20 protein-coding genes and 1 tRNA gene are annotated in these 20,331 nt (G+C 50.9%); 9 read left to right on the top strand and 12 right to left on the bottom strand.

What is annotated here, in order from left to right:
* The first annotated feature begins 70 nt into the window (after positions 1-70).
* Positions 71-143, top strand: a tRNA-Gly gene (locus ACO064_RS17015).
* A 310-nt stretch (positions 144-453) separates the two neighbouring features.
* On the opposite strand, the gene ACO064_RS17010 is transcribed toward ACO064_RS17015, so the two are convergent.
* Positions 454-1,479 (bottom strand): hypothetical protein, encoded by a 1,026-nt coding sequence (locus tag ACO064_RS17010; RefSeq protein WP_421828447.1) that lies wholly within the window; start codon positions 1,477-1,479, stop codon positions 454-456.
* A gap of 215 nt (positions 1,480-1,694) precedes the next feature.
* Here ACO064_RS17010 and ACO064_RS17005 point away from each other — a divergent pair, with 215 nt between their 5' ends.
* A complete protein-coding gene (locus ACO064_RS17005; protein WP_421828446.1) occupies positions 1,695-2,657 on the top strand; it encodes an amidohydrolase family protein in 963 nt (320 codons plus the stop codon).
* A gap of 178 nt (positions 2,658-2,835) precedes the next feature.
* Positions 2,836-3,960: a Fic family protein gene (locus tag ACO064_RS17000; protein ID WP_421828445.1), complete on the top strand. Its 1,125-nt coding sequence runs from the start codon at positions 2,836-2,838 to the stop codon at positions 3,958-3,960.
* Between the two features lie 131 nt (positions 3,961-4,091).
* Here the strand turns inward: ACO064_RS17000 and ACO064_RS16995 are convergent, their stop codons facing one another.
* Together ACO064_RS16995 and ACO064_RS16990 are read right to left on the bottom strand one after the other, a co-directional pair.
* Positions 4,092-4,484, bottom strand: a complete 393-nt coding sequence (locus tag ACO064_RS16995; protein ID WP_421828444.1) for a DUF805 domain-containing protein — start codon at positions 4,482-4,484, stop codon at positions 4,092-4,094.
* Positions 4,485-4,729: 245 nt separating this feature from the next.
* Positions 4,730-5,179, bottom strand: coding sequence for an Hsp20/alpha crystallin family protein (locus tag ACO064_RS16990; protein ID WP_421828443.1), 450 nt, complete (start codon positions 5,177-5,179; stop codon positions 4,730-4,732).
* A gap of 303 nt (positions 5,180-5,482) precedes the next feature.
* Here ACO064_RS16990 and ACO064_RS16985 point away from each other — a divergent pair, with 303 nt between their 5' ends.
* The 5 genes from ACO064_RS16985 (at position 5,483) to nadD (ending at position 8,423) form a co-directional block, all read left to right on the top strand.
* On the top strand, positions 5,483-5,881 hold the full coding sequence (locus tag ACO064_RS16985) for an OsmC family protein (protein ID WP_421828442.1): 399 nt from the start codon (positions 5,483-5,485) through the stop codon (positions 5,879-5,881).
* Positions 5,882-6,209: 328 nt separating this feature from the next.
* A complete protein-coding gene (locus ACO064_RS16980) occupies positions 6,210-6,824 on the top strand; it encodes a sigma-70 family RNA polymerase sigma factor (protein ID WP_114404520.1) in 615 nt (204 codons plus the stop codon).
* Between the two features lie 84 nt (positions 6,825-6,908).
* Positions 6,909-7,208 (top strand): zf-HC2 domain-containing protein, encoded by a 300-nt coding sequence (locus tag ACO064_RS16975; protein WP_421828441.1) that lies wholly within the window; start codon positions 6,909-6,911, stop codon positions 7,206-7,208.
* Between the two features lie 6 nt (positions 7,209-7,214).
* The gene (gene gmk, locus ACO064_RS16970; RefSeq protein WP_421828440.1) at positions 7,215-7,814 is read left to right on the top strand and encodes a guanylate kinase; all 600 of its coding nucleotides are present in this window, start codon (positions 7,215-7,217) and stop codon (positions 7,812-7,814) included.
* 36 nt (positions 7,815-7,850) lie between these two features.
* On the top strand, positions 7,851-8,423 hold the full coding sequence (gene nadD, locus ACO064_RS16965; RefSeq protein WP_114404522.1) for a nicotinate (nicotinamide) nucleotide adenylyltransferase: 573 nt from the start codon (positions 7,851-7,853) through the stop codon (positions 8,421-8,423).
* 75 nt (positions 8,424-8,498) lie between these two features.
* On the opposite strand, the gene ACO064_RS16960 is transcribed toward nadD, so the two are convergent.
* The 3 genes from ACO064_RS16960 to cysS all read right to left on the bottom strand — a co-directional run bounded on the left by ACO064_RS16960 (position 8,499) and on the right by cysS (position 11,440).
* Entirely contained in the window at positions 8,499-8,852 is a 354-nt protein-coding gene (locus ACO064_RS16960; protein ID WP_421828439.1) for a hypothetical protein, read from the bottom strand.
* A 70-nt stretch (positions 8,853-8,922) separates the two neighbouring features.
* Positions 8,923-9,921, bottom strand: a complete 999-nt coding sequence (locus ACO064_RS16955; RefSeq protein ID WP_421828438.1) for a M28 family peptidase — start codon at positions 9,919-9,921, stop codon at positions 8,923-8,925.
* A gap of 19 nt (positions 9,922-9,940) precedes the next feature.
* Entirely contained in the window at positions 9,941-11,440 is a 1,500-nt protein-coding gene (gene cysS / locus ACO064_RS16950) for a cysteine--tRNA ligase (protein ID WP_421828437.1), read from the bottom strand.
* A gap of 187 nt (positions 11,441-11,627) precedes the next feature.
* Here cysS and ACO064_RS16945 point away from each other — a divergent pair, with 187 nt between their 5' ends.
* Complete coding sequence (locus ACO064_RS16945; RefSeq protein ID WP_421828436.1) at positions 11,628-12,545, top strand: PfkB family carbohydrate kinase; 918 nt, start codon at positions 11,628-11,630, stop codon at positions 12,543-12,545.
* 107 nt (positions 12,546-12,652) lie between these two features.
* Here ACO064_RS16945 and ACO064_RS16940 read toward each other — a convergent pair whose 3' ends face one another.
* From ACO064_RS16940 to ACO064_RS16915, 6 genes are all read right to left on the bottom strand, one after another.
* Positions 12,653-13,936: a M16 family metallopeptidase gene (locus ACO064_RS16940; protein ID WP_421828435.1), complete on the bottom strand. Its 1,284-nt coding sequence runs from the start codon at positions 13,934-13,936 to the stop codon at positions 12,653-12,655.
* 85 nt (positions 13,937-14,021) lie between these two features.
* Entirely contained in the window at positions 14,022-15,269 is a 1,248-nt protein-coding gene (gene porV, locus ACO064_RS16935; RefSeq protein ID WP_421828434.1) for a type IX secretion system outer membrane channel protein PorV, read from the bottom strand.
* Between the two features lie 117 nt (positions 15,270-15,386).
* Positions 15,387-18,782 (bottom strand): type IX secretion system sortase PorU, encoded by a 3,396-nt coding sequence (gene porU, locus ACO064_RS16930; protein ID WP_421828433.1) that lies wholly within the window; start codon positions 18,780-18,782, stop codon positions 15,387-15,389.
* A gap of 7 nt (positions 18,783-18,789) precedes the next feature.
* Complete coding sequence (locus tag ACO064_RS16925; protein ID WP_421828432.1) at positions 18,790-19,392, bottom strand: SprT-like domain-containing protein; 603 nt, start codon at positions 19,390-19,392, stop codon at positions 18,790-18,792.
* A 71-nt stretch (positions 19,393-19,463) separates the two neighbouring features.
* The gene (locus ACO064_RS16920; RefSeq protein WP_114404530.1) at positions 19,464-19,655 is read right to left on the bottom strand and encodes a hypothetical protein; all 192 of its coding nucleotides are present in this window, start codon (positions 19,653-19,655) and stop codon (positions 19,464-19,466) included.
* A 125-nt stretch (positions 19,656-19,780) separates the two neighbouring features.
* A complete protein-coding gene (locus tag ACO064_RS16915) occupies positions 19,781-20,272 on the bottom strand; it encodes a GtrA family protein (RefSeq protein ID WP_421828431.1) in 492 nt (163 codons plus the stop codon).
* Between the last annotated feature and the right edge of the window lie 59 nt (positions 20,273-20,331).

Below are 20,331 nucleotides of genomic sequence, written 5' to 3'. Positions count from 1 at the left end.
GGTTGTTGCACGGGATTCACCGAAATCCCTTGACTTTTCCATTCTTTCTTTAAACATTTGCATCCCATCAGCGGGAGTAGCTCAGTTGGTAGAGCGGCAGCTTCCCAAGCTGCAGGCCGTGGGTTCGAACCCCATTTCCCGCTCGTTTTTTGTTCGCTGTAAATGAAGCACTTAACTGAGAGGTTGGGTGCTTTTTTTGATGAGTTATAGTGAAATTGACAAATAAGAGCTCCCAGCACGACGGATAGTAACTATTCCCAGCTTAGCACACTATCAAACGTAGCATGTCCAGATTCTTGCGTCCACGGTGTTTCCGGCAATGTCTACTCCGTTTCTTTCCACCATACGCATTCCTTCTTTGAAGCACTCCAGGAGGTTTCCAGTTCTTATAAGCTGAACACATTCTCCCAACCACCTCACGATTGAAAATTAATGCTATTTACCAATACGGGATCACTGTAAAATTTGTTTTGAAGCCCAAACATCATCTGCCATTTCCGCGAGCGACTGACCTGTCTCTGTTACCCAATAAATGCCGCCTTGAATAGCACCCGGATGCTGATTATTTGGATGATAAGTCAGAAAAATAAGGTGTGTCAAATAGGAAATTGAATATTCACTTCCATCGTTGAGCCAGCGGACATTATCGTTTTTACCTAGCTTGCCCGTAATTTCTGCTACATACCGCAGATCTGTTCGGCTTGCAGGCTGAAGATAGGCAGGCAAAAAACGACTCAAATAAATCTTATCTCCACTTTTCAAGCGTCCGCTTTCAATTAGCACTTTCATCGTCGTCGGTCTTTTAGAGCGACTGTTTACCTGCTGTTTAGCCTCCTCTTTCTGCTGAATTTCAATCAGGTATTGTTTAGCTTCTTGGAGCGGAATAATTTTGTTGGGTACAATAATAATCTGCTCCCCCACTTTATGAGGTTTAATACTGACACAAGAGATATCCATTCCATGCTGATTGAGCCACAATACGGTCGTTGTAAGTTCCGTTGAGAAGCCTTCTGAGCAGAGAATAATGCGAGGTTTATCTGACAACTCATCAAAGGATTCTTTCTCAGTAACAAATTCCCGTAGTTGTTCCAGGGCCGAATCCGAGTCAATATCATGGCAATTAGCCTGACGTTGGTAAGTAATGTAGTAAGGCAGGAGTATTTCTAGACGCATTGATGATACCATCGCAGCATAGCGCAGCGCTTGCAAGTCAGCAAAACCGGCATATCCATCACGCTTCAATTCAATAATAACTAAATTGCCTTTCCGGTCAAGCGCTAGAATATCCAGCCGATCATCAGAATTTTTAAATCGATTAAATTCTGTACTGACAACCAACAAGTCTTCTCCCAACACTTCAGGGGCCTGACGAATCCACTCCTGGATATGACGTCGTTCCCATATGTTTAAACTGATAAAACGATCAGACTCAACTTTGATAAAAGTAGCCGGATTCCGGTCAGGTACGACGAGTAGCATTATGATTATAATATGGTATTAAACTTGTGGTGTCCCAACGGGCGGATCAATGCCCAAATCTACACTATCTTTCAAAGCGAAGAAAGAACAGGTGTGGAGCAGGGTGGAATCGAATCGGCATCAAAAGGATAATTAATTCGGATTTAAGCTAAAACCGAACATCCGACCCGCGCCCATCCTGCTCAAGTTTCCCGGTAACTGCTAATTTTAGGCCCATGAACCGCAGAAATTTTCTGGCCCTGGCCGTCGGTGCTTCCGCTGCGACCGGGCTTCCGCCGTTGGACCGGAAGGAGGATACCGCCATCCCGGTCATTGACACCCACATTCATTTGTTCGATACGGATCGCCCGCAGGGTGTGCCCTGGCCAACCCCAAAAGACGGCATTCTGTATAAACCTGCGTTGCCGGACCGCTACCGCAAGATCGCGGTACCCCTCGGCATTGTGGGCGCGATTGTCGTGGAAGCCAGTCCCTGGGTCGAAGACAACCAGTGGGTACTCGACGTCGCTGCTACGGACAAAATCATCGTCGGAACCGTGGGCAATCTCGAGCCAGGCAAGCCGGACTTCCGCCAGCAACTCGAACGCTTCCAGCGAAATCCGCTGTTTCGGGGAATTCGCTACGGAAACCTTTGGGAACACGATCTGTCGCGCCAACTGGCCAATCCCCGGTTCGTAGCGAACCTTCGTTTCCTGGCTCAGGCCGGACTGGTGCTGGACACGGCGAATCCGAATCCGGCGCTCCTGGCGGCCATCGTGCGGGTTACAGATCTGGTGCCGGATCTGCGGGTCATCATCGATCATCTTCCCCAAATGACCATGCCGGAAGCGGCCGCGGTCCGAAAAACCGCTGAAGCCGACCTGCAGACGTTGGGCAAACGGCCCCAGGTGTATGTGAAGATTTCTGAAGTTCTGCGCCGGGTGGACGGAACAATTCCACAAACGCTGCCTTTCTACCGGGAACGGCTGGATGAGCTATTCGACCGCTTCGGCGAAGATCGGTTGCTTTATGGCAGTGATTGGCCGAATAGCGACCGGTGGCGGCCTTTTCACGTCGGATTGGGCCTCGTTAAGGAATACTTCAACGCGAAAGGTCGAACCGTAGCCGAAAAGTATTTCTGGAAGAACTCAGTTGCGGCCTATCACTGGCAAAAGCGCGACCCTTCACAGCCCGGGTAGAGCCAGCACGTTCCGCTGACGGACAAGACCCCATTTTCTGCCAAATTTATACTGAGTCAATATATGAGATGCTACGGCTAACATATATAGAAAAAGCCTGTTTTCTATATATGTTAGCCGACACATGTATAGAAAACGTACGTTTTCTATACAATTTTTGTAACTATTAATTTCCGTCATGCCATTTATTCTAGAGCCATTGCCACCAATCGCTGATCTTGAATCCCGCGCCATCCTCCGCAAGGCAGCGGCCGCTCATCGGTATCTGGCTGAGTTGAAGGGCGTCGCAGCTACGATTCCAAATGAATCAACTTTAATAAACACACTGGCTTTACAGGAAGCTAAAGATTCATCAGCAGTAGAAAATATCATTACTACACATGACGATCTGTTTCGGGCCGAGCTATTTACAGACCTTCTTACTAGCCCTGCTACGAAAGAAGTACAACGTTATGCTAGTGCCCTCAAAAAGGGCTTTGCGCTGGTGCGTGAACAAAAGCTATTAACATTGCGGCATATTATTGCCATCCAACAGGAATTAGAACAAAATAACGCCGGTTTCCGTCGATTACCGGGAACAGTACTCCGTAATGGACAAACTGGAGAGGTTGTCTATACACCACCGCAGGAAGCAGACATGGTGATAAACCTGATGAACAACTTGGAGTTGTTTATTAACGATGATACGATGCTTGATGTCGACCCTCTCGTAAAGATGGCCGTTGTGCATTACCAGTTTGAAAGCATTCATCCTTTCTATGATGGCAACGGGCGCACCGGACGGATTATCAATATTCTGTATTTAGTGCAGAAAGACCTCCTCAACCTCCCGATTCTTTATCTGAGTCGTTACATTATTCAGAACAAAGCCGGTTATTATGAACATCTTCAAGCTGTAAGGGACCAGCAAAATTGGGAAAGCTGGATACTCTATATGCTGGACGGTGTAGAGCAAACCGCCCGACAAACGATTGTGCTTATACAGGCTATTCGAGATCTGATGCAACAATACAAGCACAACCTTCGTATACAGCTACCTAAACTTTACAGTCAGGATCTACTAAATAATCTGTTTCGGCATCCTTACACCAAGATTGATTTCCTGATGGACGACCTTCGCGTAACCCGTCTGACAGCGACACGCTACCTGGAACTGCTGACGGAGCAAGGTTTTGTGAATAAGCAGAAAATTGGCCGCAGTAACTATTATGTTAATCAGCCGCTGATGAAGATCTTTATTGAAGTAGGCAATAGTTTACCTAAAACATCGGTTCCGCTGATCCGCACAATAACTAACCAGTAATCAATGAAATCATAACATCCCCCAAACAGACCTCAACCAATTGATCTGTAAACTCATACTCCTACAAAACACAAAAAGCCGCCCGATTTACCAGAATCGGGCGGCTTCATTTATAGTTAAAAGCGAGAAAATCAGGCAACTTGGGCGGCTTTGGCTTTCGGGTCGGCACCGTATTCATTGACGCCACGCGTGCCTTCGGTGCAGGCCAGAATCAGGTTATAAAAAGGAATCAGCGCATACCAGCCGCTTTTGCCGACATCGTGCATCCGCCGGATTGCTACGGCAACCGAAGGAACCAGAATCGCCAGGTTAAACAGCATCGTTATCCAGCCAATCACCGCCAGACCGTCGAAAAGGAGGATGTTGGTGAAATTGATTGCCTGCGTAACCAGCATGTTGATCAGGAAAAAATACCAGTACTCACTCCGCCGGGCGCGCCCGTTGAAATCATTGTACTTTTTCAGGACCGAAACGTAATTGTCCAGAATCGAATTGGTGGTCGAAGAAGGGATGGATGTGTTCATCGTAGTGTTTGTAAGGAATTGTTGGAAATGATGTGAGAGTCCGGGTTTTGCTGTTTTTGGCCCGTTGATGCATCAAAAGTAGCGGGTCGGCCAAGGGTCCACAACGCCGGAATGGTAACTGGTAGTAAAAATCTGGTAACTGGTGGTCTGGTGGCCGTAACGGGTTGACAACCACCGGCGACCCGGAAATTCACCCATCCTTTCGACACAAAAAAACGGCCTGCTCGGGGAGCAGGCCGTCCGGTTTATCCGATTTCGATACGTCTCGGGCCTTTTTGTTTGGCCTCTTCCCGCTTGGGAATCGTCAGATGCAGCAGACCTTTTTCGTATTTGGCCTCAATCCGGTCTTCATCCACCACATCTTTGGGAAGCACGAAGCTGCGCTGGAACGATTGGTAGCTGAATTCCCGGCGCGAATAATTTTGCGCTTCTTTTTCCTCGCTGTGTTGTTTCACCGAGGAAATCGTAAGCTGATTGCCGTCCAGTTCAACATTGAAATCCGTTTTTTCCATACCGGGCGCAGCCAGTTCTACCTCAAACGCTTCGGTCGTTTCCTTGATGTTAACCGACGGAATGGTCGTTTGCGTTGTGGAAAAATTGCTGTTGTTCCAATTAAAAAGATCCCGGCTAAAAAAGTCATCGAACAAAGCCGGAAACGCCGGGGACGAAGCCCCATTCCTTTTGATGAGTGACATATCAACCTCCTTTTTTAAAAGTTAAACAATACAGAAATGAACAGTGACGATCGGTTTTTACCGTCAAAAACCGGTTTTTCAAACCCTGTGCCAACGGGATTTCGGGCAGAAAAAATGACAGAAACAAGGCGGGTTTTCTGCCAAAAATACCGTCGAAAAAGAAATTTTGTCAGTCCGAATGCCTTGACCTATACCGCGTTTCTGCTGACGACAGACTTTGAAGCGTCTCTCCTTTTCAGTAGTTTTACCAGCGCACAAAAACCGCGGGAAGACGTGATCTGACCCGATTTAAATGGCAACAGCATGGAAATCTCCGCTTCCCTGAAAAATACCTTCCAGCAGCACGAGGTAGTCGTGCAAACCAACGGCGATGCGAAAACCGTCCAGATTGCCTCAAAACCGTCGGGCTACGGATCATCGCTCAACGGGGGCGAACTCCTCCTGCTGTCGCTGGCAACCTGCTTCTGCAATGACATCTACAGGGAAGCCGCCGAACGAAACATCAGCGTGTCGGAAGTGGAGGTTATTTGCACCGGCCGGTTCGGGGGTGTGGGCGAACCGGGGAGCGATTTTCAATACAAAGCCCGGGTCGTTTCTAACGCTACTACGGAAGAAATTGACGCGCTGATCAAACACACCGACCGCATTGCCGAAATCCACAACACCCTGCGGCAGGGACTTAGCGTTACGCTGGTTTCGTAAGCTCACGGTGCCCATCAAACGGGATTTCCGAAATTCTCTTTTTCACTCTCTATTTCCGTCCTTCCATCCGCCTTAACCAACCATCCATCACCCCCGGCTTGCGTCCTGCCAATTTGTCTTGTTCCTTGCGATTCCTGAGAGCAAAACCGGCTAGGATTGATTTTTGCAGTATTCTTAAAACATTGCCGTTGAATTTTTTCTTATCCGTTAAATAGTCTTTATCAAGTGATAACCCCTTGATTTTATGAAACATCGCTACTTGTCACGCATCCGTATGTATTGAACCCGAGAAAAAAATGGATGCCATTTAATTTTCATTTGTAATTTTATGACGACGATGCCCGAAATTATGTCAGATACGCAACTCCAAGGGTATACAGACGAACAAAAGTACCAGGTCTTCAACAAGGAGTTCATGCCCCACATCGACTCCATGTACAACTTTGCCTTCCGCCTGACGATGGACGAAGATGACGCGAACGACCTGGTGCAGGATACCTATTTAAAAGCTTTTCGATTTATCTCCTCCTTCGAACAGGGAACTAACGCGAAAGCGTGGTTGTTCCGCATTCTGAAGAACAGCTTCATCAACGATTATCGCAAGAAAAGTAAAGAGCCTGCGAAGGTTGATTATCAGGATGTAGAGACAACCTACAATTCTGACGAAGCATCGGAAACCGAACACACGACGGACCTTCGGTTCGAAACGGTGCAGGACATGATTGGTGACGAAGTGGCCTCCGCGCTCAACTCGCTGCCGGTCGATTTCCGGACGGTTATTATCCTCTGTGACATCGAAGGATTCACGTACGAGGAAATGGCCAAAATTCTGGATATTCCGATTGGAACGGTTCGCTCACGGTTACACCGTGCCCGGAATCTATTGAAAGACAAGCTGAAAGAGTATGCAGCGTCGATGGGTTACAACAAAAATGATGACTAACTGAAACTTTTTGAGATAGATACTTGGTTGTTATGTCAAGTCATATATTGTAGAACTATTTCTGGAATAAATTAAACATTTCCAATGTCAGGCACATTGCATTCGTCGACTACGGTTGGTGTAGAGGGTAGGCAGGCGACCGCCCCCATGAAGGAAAGCTGCGAACATCAGGCCGATTGCCTGAAACGGATTCAGTCGATTCTGGACGGTGGGGCTACCGAAGAAGAAAAAGAACATTTCAAGCAGCATATCGATATCTGCAAACCGTGCATCGATATGTACCACCTTGAAAAGTGTATCAAAGAAGCCTTACAGGGTAAAGTTGAAAAGAAATGCTGTCCCGACAAGATTGCGGCTGCAATTCGATCCGAAATCACTAAATAAGCGGCATTGGACGGCAAACTGATTATTTTTTCGGCACCCTCCGGTTCAGGTAAAACCACCATTGTCAGGCACTTATTGGCCACGAACCCGAATCTGGGTTTTTCGATCTCCGCCTGCACCCGTGACCGCCGGGGCCGCGCAGAACAAAACGGCAAAGACTATTACTTTCTGACTCCCGAAGATTTTAAGGAAAAAATTGACAACGACGAGTTCGTCGAGTGGGAAGAAGTGTATGTCGGTGCCTTCTACGGAACGCTCAAATCCGAGATCGAGCGCGTCTGGAGCAACGGAAAGCACGTTTTATTCGATGTCGACGTTCAGGGCGGGTTGAAACTCAAAAAATACTACGGAGACAAAGCCCTGGCCATTTTTGTGAAAGTGCCGGACGAGGAAACTCTCAAGCAACGTTTGCTGGACCGCGGAACCGAAACCGATGACAGCCTGTCAAAACGGCTGTTTAAGGTCCACTTCGAAATGAGCTTTCAGGATCAGTTCGACGCCATTCTGGTGAACGACGATCTGACAACAACCCTGGAAAAAGCACAGAAACTGACGGATAATTTCCTGAACGAGAATATTATTCCGGAAAAAGCCACTGTCGTATAATACGAACCGGATGGTAAGTCTGAACGCGGTCTGCTTATGAAAATCGGTTTGTTCTTCGGCTCTTTCAATCCCGTACACATTGGCCATCTGATTATCGCCAATACCATGGCCACCACCACCGATCTCGAACAGGTCTGGTTTGTGGTTTCTCCCCAAAATCCGTTTAAAAAGAACAAAAGCCTGCTCCACGAGTTTGATCGCATCGATCTGGTGGAGCGGGCTATTGCTGATAATTCGAAGCTCAAAGCGACGGACATCGAATTCTCCATGCCCCGCCCCAGCTTCACGATCGACACGCTGATCCGGCTGCAGGAAAAATACCCGCAACATGCGTTCAAACTGATCATCGGCGGTGATAACCTCGCGCAGTTTCCCAACTGGAAGAATCACGAACAGATTCTGGAGTATTTTGGGCTGTATGTGTATCCGCGCCCGAACAGCGAACCCAGTCCGCTGGAGCAACACCCGAATGTACGGTTTGTGCAGGCCCCCCTGCTCGACATCTCCGCCACCTTCATCCGCGACTCCCTGAAAAATAACCGCTCGATTCGGTATCTGGTGCCGGACGTGGTGGGGGAGATTATCGAACGGAAGAAGTTTTATGTGTAGGGTCGGCGGGGTAACCAGGGTAAGCCCCATAGGGGAGAATCGTATTGTAGCCCCCGGTTTTAACCGGGGAGATGATCATGGCCTCCCCCGCTGAAACGTAATCTCCGTCACCAAACCAATCGCACTGATTCGCAGCGCCACCGAGCGGCTGTCGGTTTTCACCTTCGGGTCCTGGCAGTGTACGCCTTTTTCGAGAAAGTAAATGTAGAATTTCTGATTGCGGTCGTCCAGTTGCTCACTGTCCGGGCGGCCCAGAATCCGGCCAATTTCATTCGAGGATTTCCCTTTCAATTCCTGCCGAACGGTTTTGAAATCATCGACCAGCGTGGCTCTAACGCCGTTGCAACCACCCCGATCCGTCCGCCATTTGACCAGATCCAGCTTCCCAAGCTGATCCGGCGGAGTGGAGCAGCTTGATAGAAGGAACAAAACTACTGGAAGAATGAACAGCCGAAGAAAAAACCGCCGACCCTTCCTGAAATCAAACGCGGTTAACGGTTCATTGTTCATTGTATAACGTTTGCAGCAATACCTGACCAACGGCTTTGAGTGTGCCGCGGTCGATGTTGTCCATATCGTCGTGGGCCGTGTGCCAGTCTTTGAAGAAACTACCGGATTCTACTTTCAGGTGGATAATGTCGATCATCGGAATTTTGGCGACTTTGTTCACTGGCAAGTGGTCATCCGTAATGGCGGGACCCGATTGGCCCGTGTCGACAAAATACTGGTTGTAGCCCATGCGGCTGGCGGTTTCCCACACTTTGTTGACCACCGTGGGCGCATACTGCATGGAATTGCCTTCTTTCAGGAACGTAGCCCCTTTGGCACCCACCATATCCAGCAAAACGCCGTAATAGGCCGTATACCCCGGTTTGTGTTTATTGGCCGCCCAATACTGCGATCCCAGGCAAAAACCGCCGTATTCGTCTTTGGCCAGTTCGGAATTGCCCCAGTCCTCGGCATCGAAGAAAATCAGATCGATGCCCACGTCGGGTTTAGTGCCGGATTGCTGAATGGTTCGGGCCATTTCGAGCAAAATGCCGACGCCACTGGCTCCGTCGTTGGCGCCAATCACGGGTTTGGTCCGGGCCACACTGTCCTGATCGGCAAACGGCCGGGAATCCCAGTGGGACGCCAGAACAATCCGTTTGGGCGCATTCGGGTTGATGCTGCCGATGATGTTGCGGGCGTTTAATTTGAGATTGTCGTAGGTCGTCGCCGTAAAGTTCTGCACCGTGACTTCACAGCCAAATTGCTTCAGTTGGGCAATCAGGTAGTCTCCACAACGCCGGTGCGCATCGGTATTGGGCACCCGCGGCCCGAATGCTACCTGTCTTGCAACGTAAGCGTAAGCCGAATCGGCATTGAACGCCGGGGCCGTAACCGTTTTAACTTCGGTGGCCTGGTTTTCCTGCTGATCCTGTTTTTTGCTTTTGCAGGAACTGACGGTGATCACCGCAGCCAGCCAAAAGAGAATGATTTTCCTGTTTAGGCGCATGTTTACCGATAAGGTTTGACTACTCTTCGTAAGCCCAGTCGATCCGGTGCTTCATATCTTTGATGACCAACCCCTGCGCCTTGAAATAGGAACGGACCTGATCCACTTTATCGTATTGCTTCTGGTCTTTATACTCCCGGTATAACGTCAGCATACCGTCCAGAACCACCTGACTCTCGCTTTTCTCTTCGGTCAGTCCCAAAACGCCTTCCATGAACTGGATGAACAAATCTTTCAGTTCCGTAAAGATTTGTTCTCCCAAAGCCGCCGGCTGAAGCTGGTTCGCATACAGCATATTGACGTATTTCAGCAACGCAAACAACTGGGCAATGCCGACCGCCGTGTTCAGATCATCGTTCAGGGCGCCGTAGAAATCGGCAATGGCTTTGCGAATTTCCTGCTGTTTTTTCTCATCGACCGCCACGTCATCGGCTGCGGTATAGGTCATTGTCTTCGCAATCCGCAATCCGTTTGCCAGCCGTTTGTAGCCTTTCTGGGCCGCTTTGAGGGCTTCGTTCGAAAAGTCGAGTGTGCTCCGGTAATGCGACTGCAACATGAAAAACCGCACCGTCATCGGGCTGTAGGGTTGTTCGAGCAGGTGGTGCGTGCCGGTCACCAGCTCCGACGGCAGAAAGGAGTTTCCCAGCGACTTCGACATTTTCTGGCCGTTCACCGTCAGCATGTTGGAGTGCATCCAGTACCGCGCCGGTTCTTCGCCGTAAATGCTTTGCCCCTGTGCTACTTCGCATTCGTGGTGCGGAAATTTCAAATCCATTCCGCCCCCGTGAATGTCAAACTGTTTCCCCAGGTATTTGGTACTCATGCAGGTACACTCCAAATGCCAGCCCGGAAAACCGTTGCTCCAGGGCGACGGCCACCGCATCAGGTGTTCGGGGGCGGCTTTTTTCCAGAGGGCAAAATCCAGCGGATTCCGTTTTTCCGACTGACCGTCCAGATCGCGGGTTTCGTTCAGCAGATCCTCCAGAATACGCCCGGACAATTTTCCGTAGCTGCCGCCCTGCTGGTTGTATTGCAAAATGTCGAAATACACCGAGCCATTCGATTCGTAGGCCAGCCCTTTGTCGATCAACACCCGGACGGCTTCGATCTGCTCGACCATATGGCCCGTTGCGGTGGGTTCGATGCTGGGCGACAGCAGGTTGAACAACTCGGTTACCGAATGAAAATCGTTCGTGTAGCGCTGCACGATTTCCATGGGCTCGATCTTCTCCAGCTTCGCCATCCGCCCGATCTTATCTTCGCCATCGTCGCCGTCGCCCACCAGGTGGCCCACGTCCGTAATGTTCCGCACATACCGAACTTTGTAGCCGATGTGGGTCAAATACCGAAACAGCGTATCGAAGGTCAGAAACGTGCGGACGTTACCCAAATGCACGTAGTTATAAACCGTTGGGCCACAAACGTACAAGCCCACATAAGGCGCGGCAATCGGTACAAACAGGTCTTTCCGGCGGGTGAGCGTATTGTATAACTTGAGCGGCTGTGTCGGTGTTGTCATTCTTCAATCGGTCGATCCGACCCTACGGTTTTCTTCGACCACAAATCTACACAATGTTCGTCGGAAGTCAGCACGTTGTGACGAGTGGCAAATGGCGTACTTTTCCTATCTTCGCAACATTCTGGGGCTGGCCGTCAGCCTTCTGTTCGTTCAACAAGTTAGTTTACACTGTATTTATCCAATCAGTATGAGTTTATTAACCGTTGGTTCCGTAGCTTTCGATGCGCTGGAAACGCCTTTTGGCAAAACCGATAAAATCATCGGAGGAGCCGCCACGTACATTACGCTGTCAGCATCGTATTTTACGAATGAAAATAACCTGGTAGCCGTCGTCGGCGACGATTTTCCGCAGGAGATGATCGACATCCTCGAGAGCCACGGCGTCGACACCACCGGGCTGGAAATCCGGAAAGGCGAAAAAACGTTTTTCTGGTCGGGGAAATACCACAACGACATGAATACGCGGGATACCGTCGATGTGCAGTTGAATGTGATGGAAAAGTTCGACCCGGTTATTCCCGAAGCCTACGGCAATTGCGAATTTCTGATGCTGGGCAACACCGCTCCGGCTATTCAGAAACTGGTCATCGAACGGCTTCCCAACCGCCCGAAACTGATCATGCTCGACACCATGAATTTCTGGATGAACATCGCCTGGGACGACCTGATGGAGGTGATCAAACTGGTGGATGTGCTGACGGTGAACGACGAGGAAGCCCGCCAGTTGTCCGGCGAATATTCCCTGGTGAAAGCGGCTGCCAAAATCGGTGCGATGGGACCCAAAACCGTGATTATCAAGAAAGGCGAACACGGCGCGCTGCTGTTCCACGGTGGCCACATCTTTTTTGCGCCCGCGCTGCCCCTCGAAGAAGTCTTTGATCCAACCGGTGCGGGTGATACGTTTGCGGGCGGTTTTATCGGCTACCTGGCCAGCACCGGCGATGTGTCGTTCAACAACATGAAACGCGGCATTATTTACGGTTCGGCGATGGCGTCGTTCTGCGTCGAGAAATTCGGTGCCGAACGGCTCTTCAATCTAACGACCGACGAAATCAACGAGCGTGTCGCGAAGTTTGTAGAGTTATCGGCGTTTGAAATTCAATAAGTACCCACGGACTTACTGATTCAAACAAAATAACCGCCGAAGTGAATGTTTATCAGCCCACTGTGAATCCGGCGGTTATTTTGTTTGAATCAATAAGTCCGTGGGTACTACTTCCCCCCAACGACCACCTCAATCAACGACCCGTCCGGCAAATACCGGTTGGCCATTTCCAGAACCTGATCGGCCGTGACGGCTCGAACGTGATCGATGTAAGTCGAGATATAGTCGGCGGGTAAACCGTCGAAGAGCAACGCTTTGTAGCGGTCGGCGATTTCAAACGGCGTATTGAGATTGCCTACGTAAGAGCCCGCCATGTAGTTCCGAACCGTTTCCAGTTCGTTTTCCGGCACCAGTTCCTCACGCAGCCGCCGGATTTCCTTCCCGATTTCGTCGAGTGTTTCCTGCGTATTTTCGCGCTTGACGTCGGTTCCGATCAGGAACGATCCCTCATTGGGGTGCATCGCCAGATTCGACCAGATGCCGTACGTGAATCCTTTTTCTTCCCGAATGTTTTTCATCAGCCGGGAGCCGAAATAACCGCCCAGCACTTCATTCATCACCAGCGTCGGAAAATAATCCGGGTGTTTGCGGGTAAATAACAACCGCCCCAGCCGGATCGACGATTGCAGGCTGTCGGGTTTGTCAACCAGGCCCGGCGACGGATCGCTGAGGGCGGTTTTGGCCGCATCAGCGGTTTCCGGAACGGATTCAACGACCTGATGGCCCAGGTATTGGTTGATCAACGCGATCTCGGTTTCGGTAATCTGTCCGGCCACCAACACCCGGAAAGGCCGCTGCCGGATGCGTTGCCGGTAATAGGCTTCCACCCCGTCCCGCTGAATCGCGTCCAGGGTTTCCGGTGTCTGGTTATGGCCGTAGGGATGATAGGCACCAAAAACCTTCTCCCGAATCAGACGGCTGGCGACGAAGTTGTTTTTCTCCAGATTAACCCGCAGCGTTTGCAGCGTAATGTTTTTCTGGTGATTCAGTTCTTTTTCCGGAATTACCGACTCCATCAGCATTTCCTGAATCATCGGCAACAGCGCCGGTAGGTGCTTTGCCAAACCGTAAACCGTCAGACTGGCGCGGTTGGTCCCGCTTTGTTGCTCAACAAAAGCCCCGTAACGGTCAAAGTATTCACTGATCTGGGCCGAAGTGTGAGAATGGGTCCCTTCCGTCAGCATTTTCATCGCCAGCGACGACAGGCCCGGCAGCGGTTCATACCACGCACCGGCGTCGAAGATCACTTCCAGCCGGGTAACGGGCTGCTGACCGGCGTTGATCCAATACAGCGGCTGACCATTGTCCATTGTCAGTGTCGCGATGGCTGGCACCCTGACCTCTTCAATTCGTTTATATTCGGGGGCTTCGGTTCGGTTTACAACTTCCATTGTTCAATCAAGTGCAATGCTCAGGCGGTAAAAAAAGAATGGCACGCCCGAAGGGTGCCATCGTTACAAGTGACATTAGGTTCGCTTATTCAAGATTATCATCGGCATCGTCCACTTCGGCCGATTTGGCTTTTTTATCGATGTCGATAATCAGCGAAATCCGAAAGGTTTGCGCCAGCGGGCTTCCCTGCGTAACCGGAATCAGGTACGCAAAGTCAATCCCGTATTTCTGTTGCAGCCGAATGCCTAAACCGGTCGTAAAATATTGCCGACCACCTTTCAGGCGAGGCTCGTGGTAATAGCCAACGCGGGCAGCGAACTGTTCGTTATACCAGTATTCGATCCCCGTGGCAATGTTGATTTCCTTGACCTCTTCCGAGAAACCGTCAGGTGCATCGGAAAAGGAACCGAAAATAGAACTGAGGGTTGGCCGGTTCGGATCTTTTCCCTGCGCAATAATCGGATTGACACCGTTATACTGAACCACGCCATTGACGGTTTTATACACCGGCGGAGTCGGTACCATCAACTTGTTCAGATCAAGAATAAAGTTGAATTTGTTGAATTTATCGGTATACAACGTCAGGGCCGTCCCTAATTTCAGGTTGGTTGGAATGGGTGCCGGTGTAGACGTACCGTAGGTTACTTTACCGCCAATGTTGGAAATAATCCCGCCGAAAGCCCATTTAAACCCTTTGCCGGTAATGTCGTCCCGAACTTCGTTCTGGTAGAAGGCACTGATGTCGAAAGCTGCTGTCGACGCTGGTTTCAGCGAGACACCATTGACCGAGTAATTGCCGGAAAGATTTGAGTTAATGTAGCGCAGGTTGACGCCCATCGAGAAGTTTTGAAACAACCGGCGGGAATACGAAGCCGTGACGGCATATTCTCTGGAATTGAACGAACCGGCCGGCTGACCCAGGATGGTCGTAAAGTCGATGGTTCCCATATCGAAATACATCAGCGAAAGCCCGATTACATCGTTCTTACTCACTTTTTTGTAGCCCGATAAAAACGTAAAATACATATCGTCTACCCCGATACTCCGCAGCCAGGGCGTATAGGACAACGCCAGACCCTGATTCTTCTCGGCAAAAACCAGCTTCGCCGGATTCCAGAAAACCGCATTGGCGTCGGCACCCAGCGCGGCACCGGCATCGCCCAGCCCGGCACTGCGGGCGTCGGGTGTGAAGTTCAGAAACGGCAACGACATTTGAGGAATCCGGTACGCAACCGTGTCCTGTCCCATTAACCCCCCACTAACCTGGGCGTTCGAAACAAGAGGAAGTGTCAGGCAACCAAGTAAACAAATTGACGATAAGGTACGTGTCATAAAAGAGGTTTAATTAACTCCCGAATCAGCGCGTTCGTTGGGTAACCAGGGTAAGAACGCCAAATTTACGATGTTTAAGATAGAATATAAAAGGACGATTAGAATATATTTTTATAACTATCTAACGTAGAGCAACTTGCCCGAATGCGTGGCAAACGAGCCATCCGACATCGAACGCAAAATAAGCCGATATACATATAAACCGGGTATAACGGCTGCTCCACCCGGCATGGTTCCGTTCCAGCTTAGTCCGGTAATAGACGCGTTGCAGTTGGAACATTGATCGATTCGTTCGCTCACCGTTCGGCCGCTCAAATCGGCGATCAGCAGCGTACTTTCTAACGCATCGCCGGGCCGATTGTGTTGCAAACCGAAGTTTGCCTGTTCCTGAAATGGGTTGGGTGTTACAGCAACCGACTGAATGACCAGGGGCGGTTGTGCGGAAACTACAAAAGTCAACGTTGTTTCCGCCGGATTATTGTAAACATCCCACGCTTTTACCCGAACAGTGTACGCACCCGGTGGCAGGTTCGGCCAGTCATACTGAACCGTCCCGCCCCGCGAATCATCCAGATTCGGGGTAAAATACGCATTCACCACAACCGGCGTCCCGTCGTTCAGACCAACCGTTATTTCGTGACCAATACCGTTACGCGCAATATTGATGCCATTTTCGTCATTTAGTTTGGCAATCAGTGTAGTAATCGGTCCAAAAACCGTTCCACCGTCTACAAAAGTGGTATCGTTGATAAACAGACGGATGACCGGCGGCTTCGTATCGGCCACCGGATTCGGGACGCTGCTACCGATTAATAAATTATCATAACTCCCGGCGGCTTCAACCAGACTGTCCGCCCGAACCGCGTACAGAAACAATTTCCCCAAACCGATCCGGTAATCCAGATCTTTGGGCATCACAAACTGACAGACGAACCTGCCATTCTGAACGCGCACCTGACCGGAATACAACGGGCTTCGGTATTCGGCATAGTTCATCGGCGGACTGAACTCAGTGCCGTTGGTCGTTACGGTGTCCGCTTTGTCGAACAGTGTCACTTTGACGTACCCATTAAATGGATTCAGAACCGACCGGCCCTGCTGAACTTCGCCTTCCAGCCGAACGGTTTCCAGCGCCCGGAGCGTGTCGGCCTGTGTTCCGACGGTTTTTCCATTGATGCGGGTCAGCACAGCCTGGGCCGTGGGAAAAGCCAGTTGCATGGACGGATCGCCCAGAAGCGTAAAATTGCGGTTCAGACTGCCGCTGAGGCTGCCGTTTTTGGTCAGCCGAATCAAGTCACCCAGCCGGGGCGCACCGTCGGCGGTATTTTGGGCGAGGGCGTCGTAGAAGGCATTGTTCAACAGATAATTCGTACTGGCGTAAACCGGGCGGGCGGTCGTCAGCAGGGCAATGCTGCCGCCCTGCGGGTTCAGCAAGGCCAGTTCGGCCCCGGAAGTCAGTGCCGGATCGTCGTAGCGACCAAACTGGCAGGTAGCCGTGACAAAGATCGGGAGCCGTTGGTTGGTCCAGCCCAAAATGTCCTGCAAAGTCACCACCTGTTCCTCGGCCCAGCCCGACTCACCCCCGTGGCCCGTATAATTGACAATCAATCGACCGTCGTTCAACGCTTTCGTAATGGCCTGATTCACGAGCGGAGCCTTCTGTCCGCCGGGGCTCGATTCCTGGGCAAAACTATCCAAATACAGCTTTTCGGTTCGAAACGGCGGTCGTAAAGTCGTTATTTTCTGGGCCAGCCGGTCGGCATCGGTTTGGTGAATGTTCGGAAAATCGCGGTCGCCATCGTCGGCCACAAAGGAAATTTTCGTCTGCCAGTCGCCCGGCAGTTTGCCCGTGGCCGCATAGCGGATCAGCTTATCGACCATCGTCCGGGCTTCCTCGACGGATTTCACCGGCAACCGGCCTACGCCGATGTCCAGCGAATGGTCGCCCGAGAAATCTTCCGTCCACGCGCCCTCGGCGGTTTCCAGAAACCCGAAATAGTCGTCGGAACTGTAGCTCAAAACCGGGTGGAGCGACTCGCGGCTTTCGTAGGTTGGCAGCGTGGCCGCCAATTGAGCCGGGGTCAGCAGCTTCGAGTAATTTTTGTAATCGAACGTCGCGTCGCCAAACAGCAGCAGGTACTTGAGCTTACCCGGTGTCTGGTTATTTAGCAAACGGGCAAAATCCCGCAGGGCTGTCGGATCAGGCTGGCCCGACGCAAATTCGTTGTGCACTTCCTGCGAACTAACGACCAGTACATCAAGTTGATCGTTTTTCCGGCGAAAATCGGCCAGCCGCTCGGCCTGAGTTCGCCAGCTTGCCGGGGTAACGATCAGCAGATCGGGCGTTTCGCGGCTTTGCAGGTTCTGGTTGGCAACCGCAACGGCGGTTTCGGGCGTGCTTGCCTGCTCCGGCGAAAAAACCAGGTATTCCCGCAAGCGGTTTCCCACGGCCGACAGGCTTCCCTCCTGCTTGTCATTGATGGTGACGGGCATCGAAACCGCCCCTTCCCGGTTGGTCACATCCCACACCTGCATGGTGGCATTGGCCTGTTGAATAAGGTAGCGGACGGTTGCGGAACGGGCCGATTCCAGCGATCGGAAAAGAAACGGCTCGTCATACCGGCGAAGGGTACGCCGGGTCTGAATCGCCAGCGATTGCAGATAGCCCTGTCCATTTTTATCGTATGTTAGTGTCAGTTTCACCGGACTTTCCAGCGAAGCGGGCGTCAGGGTAAACGTCTGGCGGTTTTGACGGCCTTTCCGGTCATACTGGTAATCCGTTACGCTTTCGATGGCCTGGGTTCCGACAGTTTGCGTCCCCCATTTCAACTGAAACTGGGTATTGATCAGCGCGCGTCCTACGACGTCGGAGGTTACCAGCGCACTCGAACCGGGAACAATCCCAGGCAGGTTGAACGAAACGGTTTTATCGGTTCCGATGCCGAGGTATTCCAGCCACTCCCGGCCCGACCGAACCAGGTTGGTCATTTCCCCGCCCGCTTTGTAAAACGCGTAGTCGTCAAATTCGGTGATTACCGTGCCGGTTTGCGGCAGCATAGGCTGGGTGGCGATGCGTTTGCCGGTTTTCTGGCCGAACGTCAGAAAATAATACGTCGTATCGGTGTAGGGATTGGTCTGGTGCGAGAGTCGCCGGGAAGTAGAATCGTAGGAAATGGGGTGCGGATTTTCGGCAAAAAAATAGACGGCGTCGTTGCCGTCGAAACGGCCATCGGTTTCGCCGGTTACCCAAATGGCGTTTTCGGTCAGATCGCGCGGGCGGGTTTTGTTGTTGGCCTGCGGTAAGGCGGCTCCTCCGTTGCCAAAAAGCCGGATCGTGCGCGGGTCGACGGTCGAAACCGGAATGCCCGATTTCGTCAGGAAAGCCGCATCGAGTTTGTAGATACCGGTTTTGGTAATCCCCATTTTCAGCCACGCCCCCTCTGCCAACACGGACGGTACCGGCTGTGCCTGGGTAGCCAGAGCCCATCCGATTCCAAGCAGCCAACCTGCCAAACCGCATCTAATCCGTTTTTTCCACCCAAACATGCGCCCAAATCGATACTCTTAATCCTGTAGTCTTCTCCGTACAAACGACACGGGTTCGTCGTTTCATGCCCCGGATGTATTCTTTCTGCAAAAAACGAAACGTCTCCCCTTCCGGCATTTCCACCAGCAACTGTTTTCCGGCGGGTTGTTCGTCCATTTCCCGCAATGAACGGGTGAGCGTGGGATGAGCGCCCGTCGAAGCCGCCGGATTACTCAGGTACTGTTTCAACGGAAGCAATACGGTTTTGGGGAAAACCGACTCGTGCAATACGGGCTGCATGACTTCCCGGAAGGTTTTTTTCCAGATCGGTCCGTGCGGCTGCCCAAACCGGCGGTAGCGTTGGTAGACCAGCAAATGAGCTACTTCGTGCAGGTAAGTAATCAGAAAAGCGTAGGGATTCAGGTCGCTGTTGACGGTAATGGTCAATCCTTTTCCGGGCTCGGCCCGAAAATCACCCAGCTTCGTACGCCGGGGACGCGACGCAACAAATGTGAAGGGATGGTTTTTCCACAAATCGTAGCAATAGGTGACGGCATGACCCGGCAGGTGTTTTTCAAATAGACGAAGTACTTCCATTCCCACTAAAAACAAAAAGCCCTATCATAAAGATAAGGCTTTTTCCGTCAGTTCGTTTTCAGATCGTCGGATTACTTCGTCGTATCGGCAGCCGCGCTGTCAGCCGGAGCAGCCGTTGCGCTGTCGGTCGACATCATGCTGCTGTCTGATGACATTGTAGCCGTGCTGTCTGTTGTTGTCGTTTCTTCCGTTTTAGGTTTGCTTTGGCAGGCTGCGAAGGTCAGCATGCTGCCTACGAACAGAAGTGCGAATACTTTTTTCATTGCGTCTCGGAGCGTTTAAGGTTTGAGACCCAAATTTAACATAAAATCAAAAAATACAATAACATCCTGCCTTTCAACTGGTAAAATATAGGATAGGCTTCTAAATATCACATTACATATGGTATTTATTCTGTACTGCGACGGGATCGGGCTTTGAATCGGTCATACATGCCGGTGCTGCGAAAAGTCAACAGCTTATGCCCGAAATAATTGGCCAGAAAGCTGAATCCCATTCCGACGACGTGCGAGCTTTTTTCGCGCCAGAATAACGATACCGTCGGGAAGTGCGGATTGGCCACCCATTTCAGCGTTGCGACCGCCATGCCCACCTGCACACCCCAGGCAACCAGCGCAATCACCAGAAACTTGACAACTTCACGACCCGTGTTGCCAGTTTCCCGCGCCGAAAAAGCATAGTGTTTGGTGGGGAGAAAACTGACCACCGTGGCTGTCAGATAGCCCAATAAAACGCTGGTGTCGAAATTGAAGAATTTTCGATAGAAGATCTGGGAAACGAAGTTGACCGTTGCTCCTAGAAGCGCCGTTAAAAAGAATGTAAAAAAGCTTTTCCCTTTTACTTCCTGGATTTTAGGTTGGCTGCTATTCACACTGATCACCTGGTGCAGATTTAGTTGTTTGAGAACTCAAAGGTAAAAAACTACCCGAATTACACCTG

It is taken from the genome of Larkinella sp. (genome assembly GCF_965227735.1).
Taxonomy (GTDB): domain Bacteria; phylum Bacteroidota; class Bacteroidia; order Cytophagales; family Spirosomataceae; genus Larkinella.
Note: the sequence above shows the minus strand (reverse complement) of the source record. Positions and strands in the feature narration are given on the sequence as shown.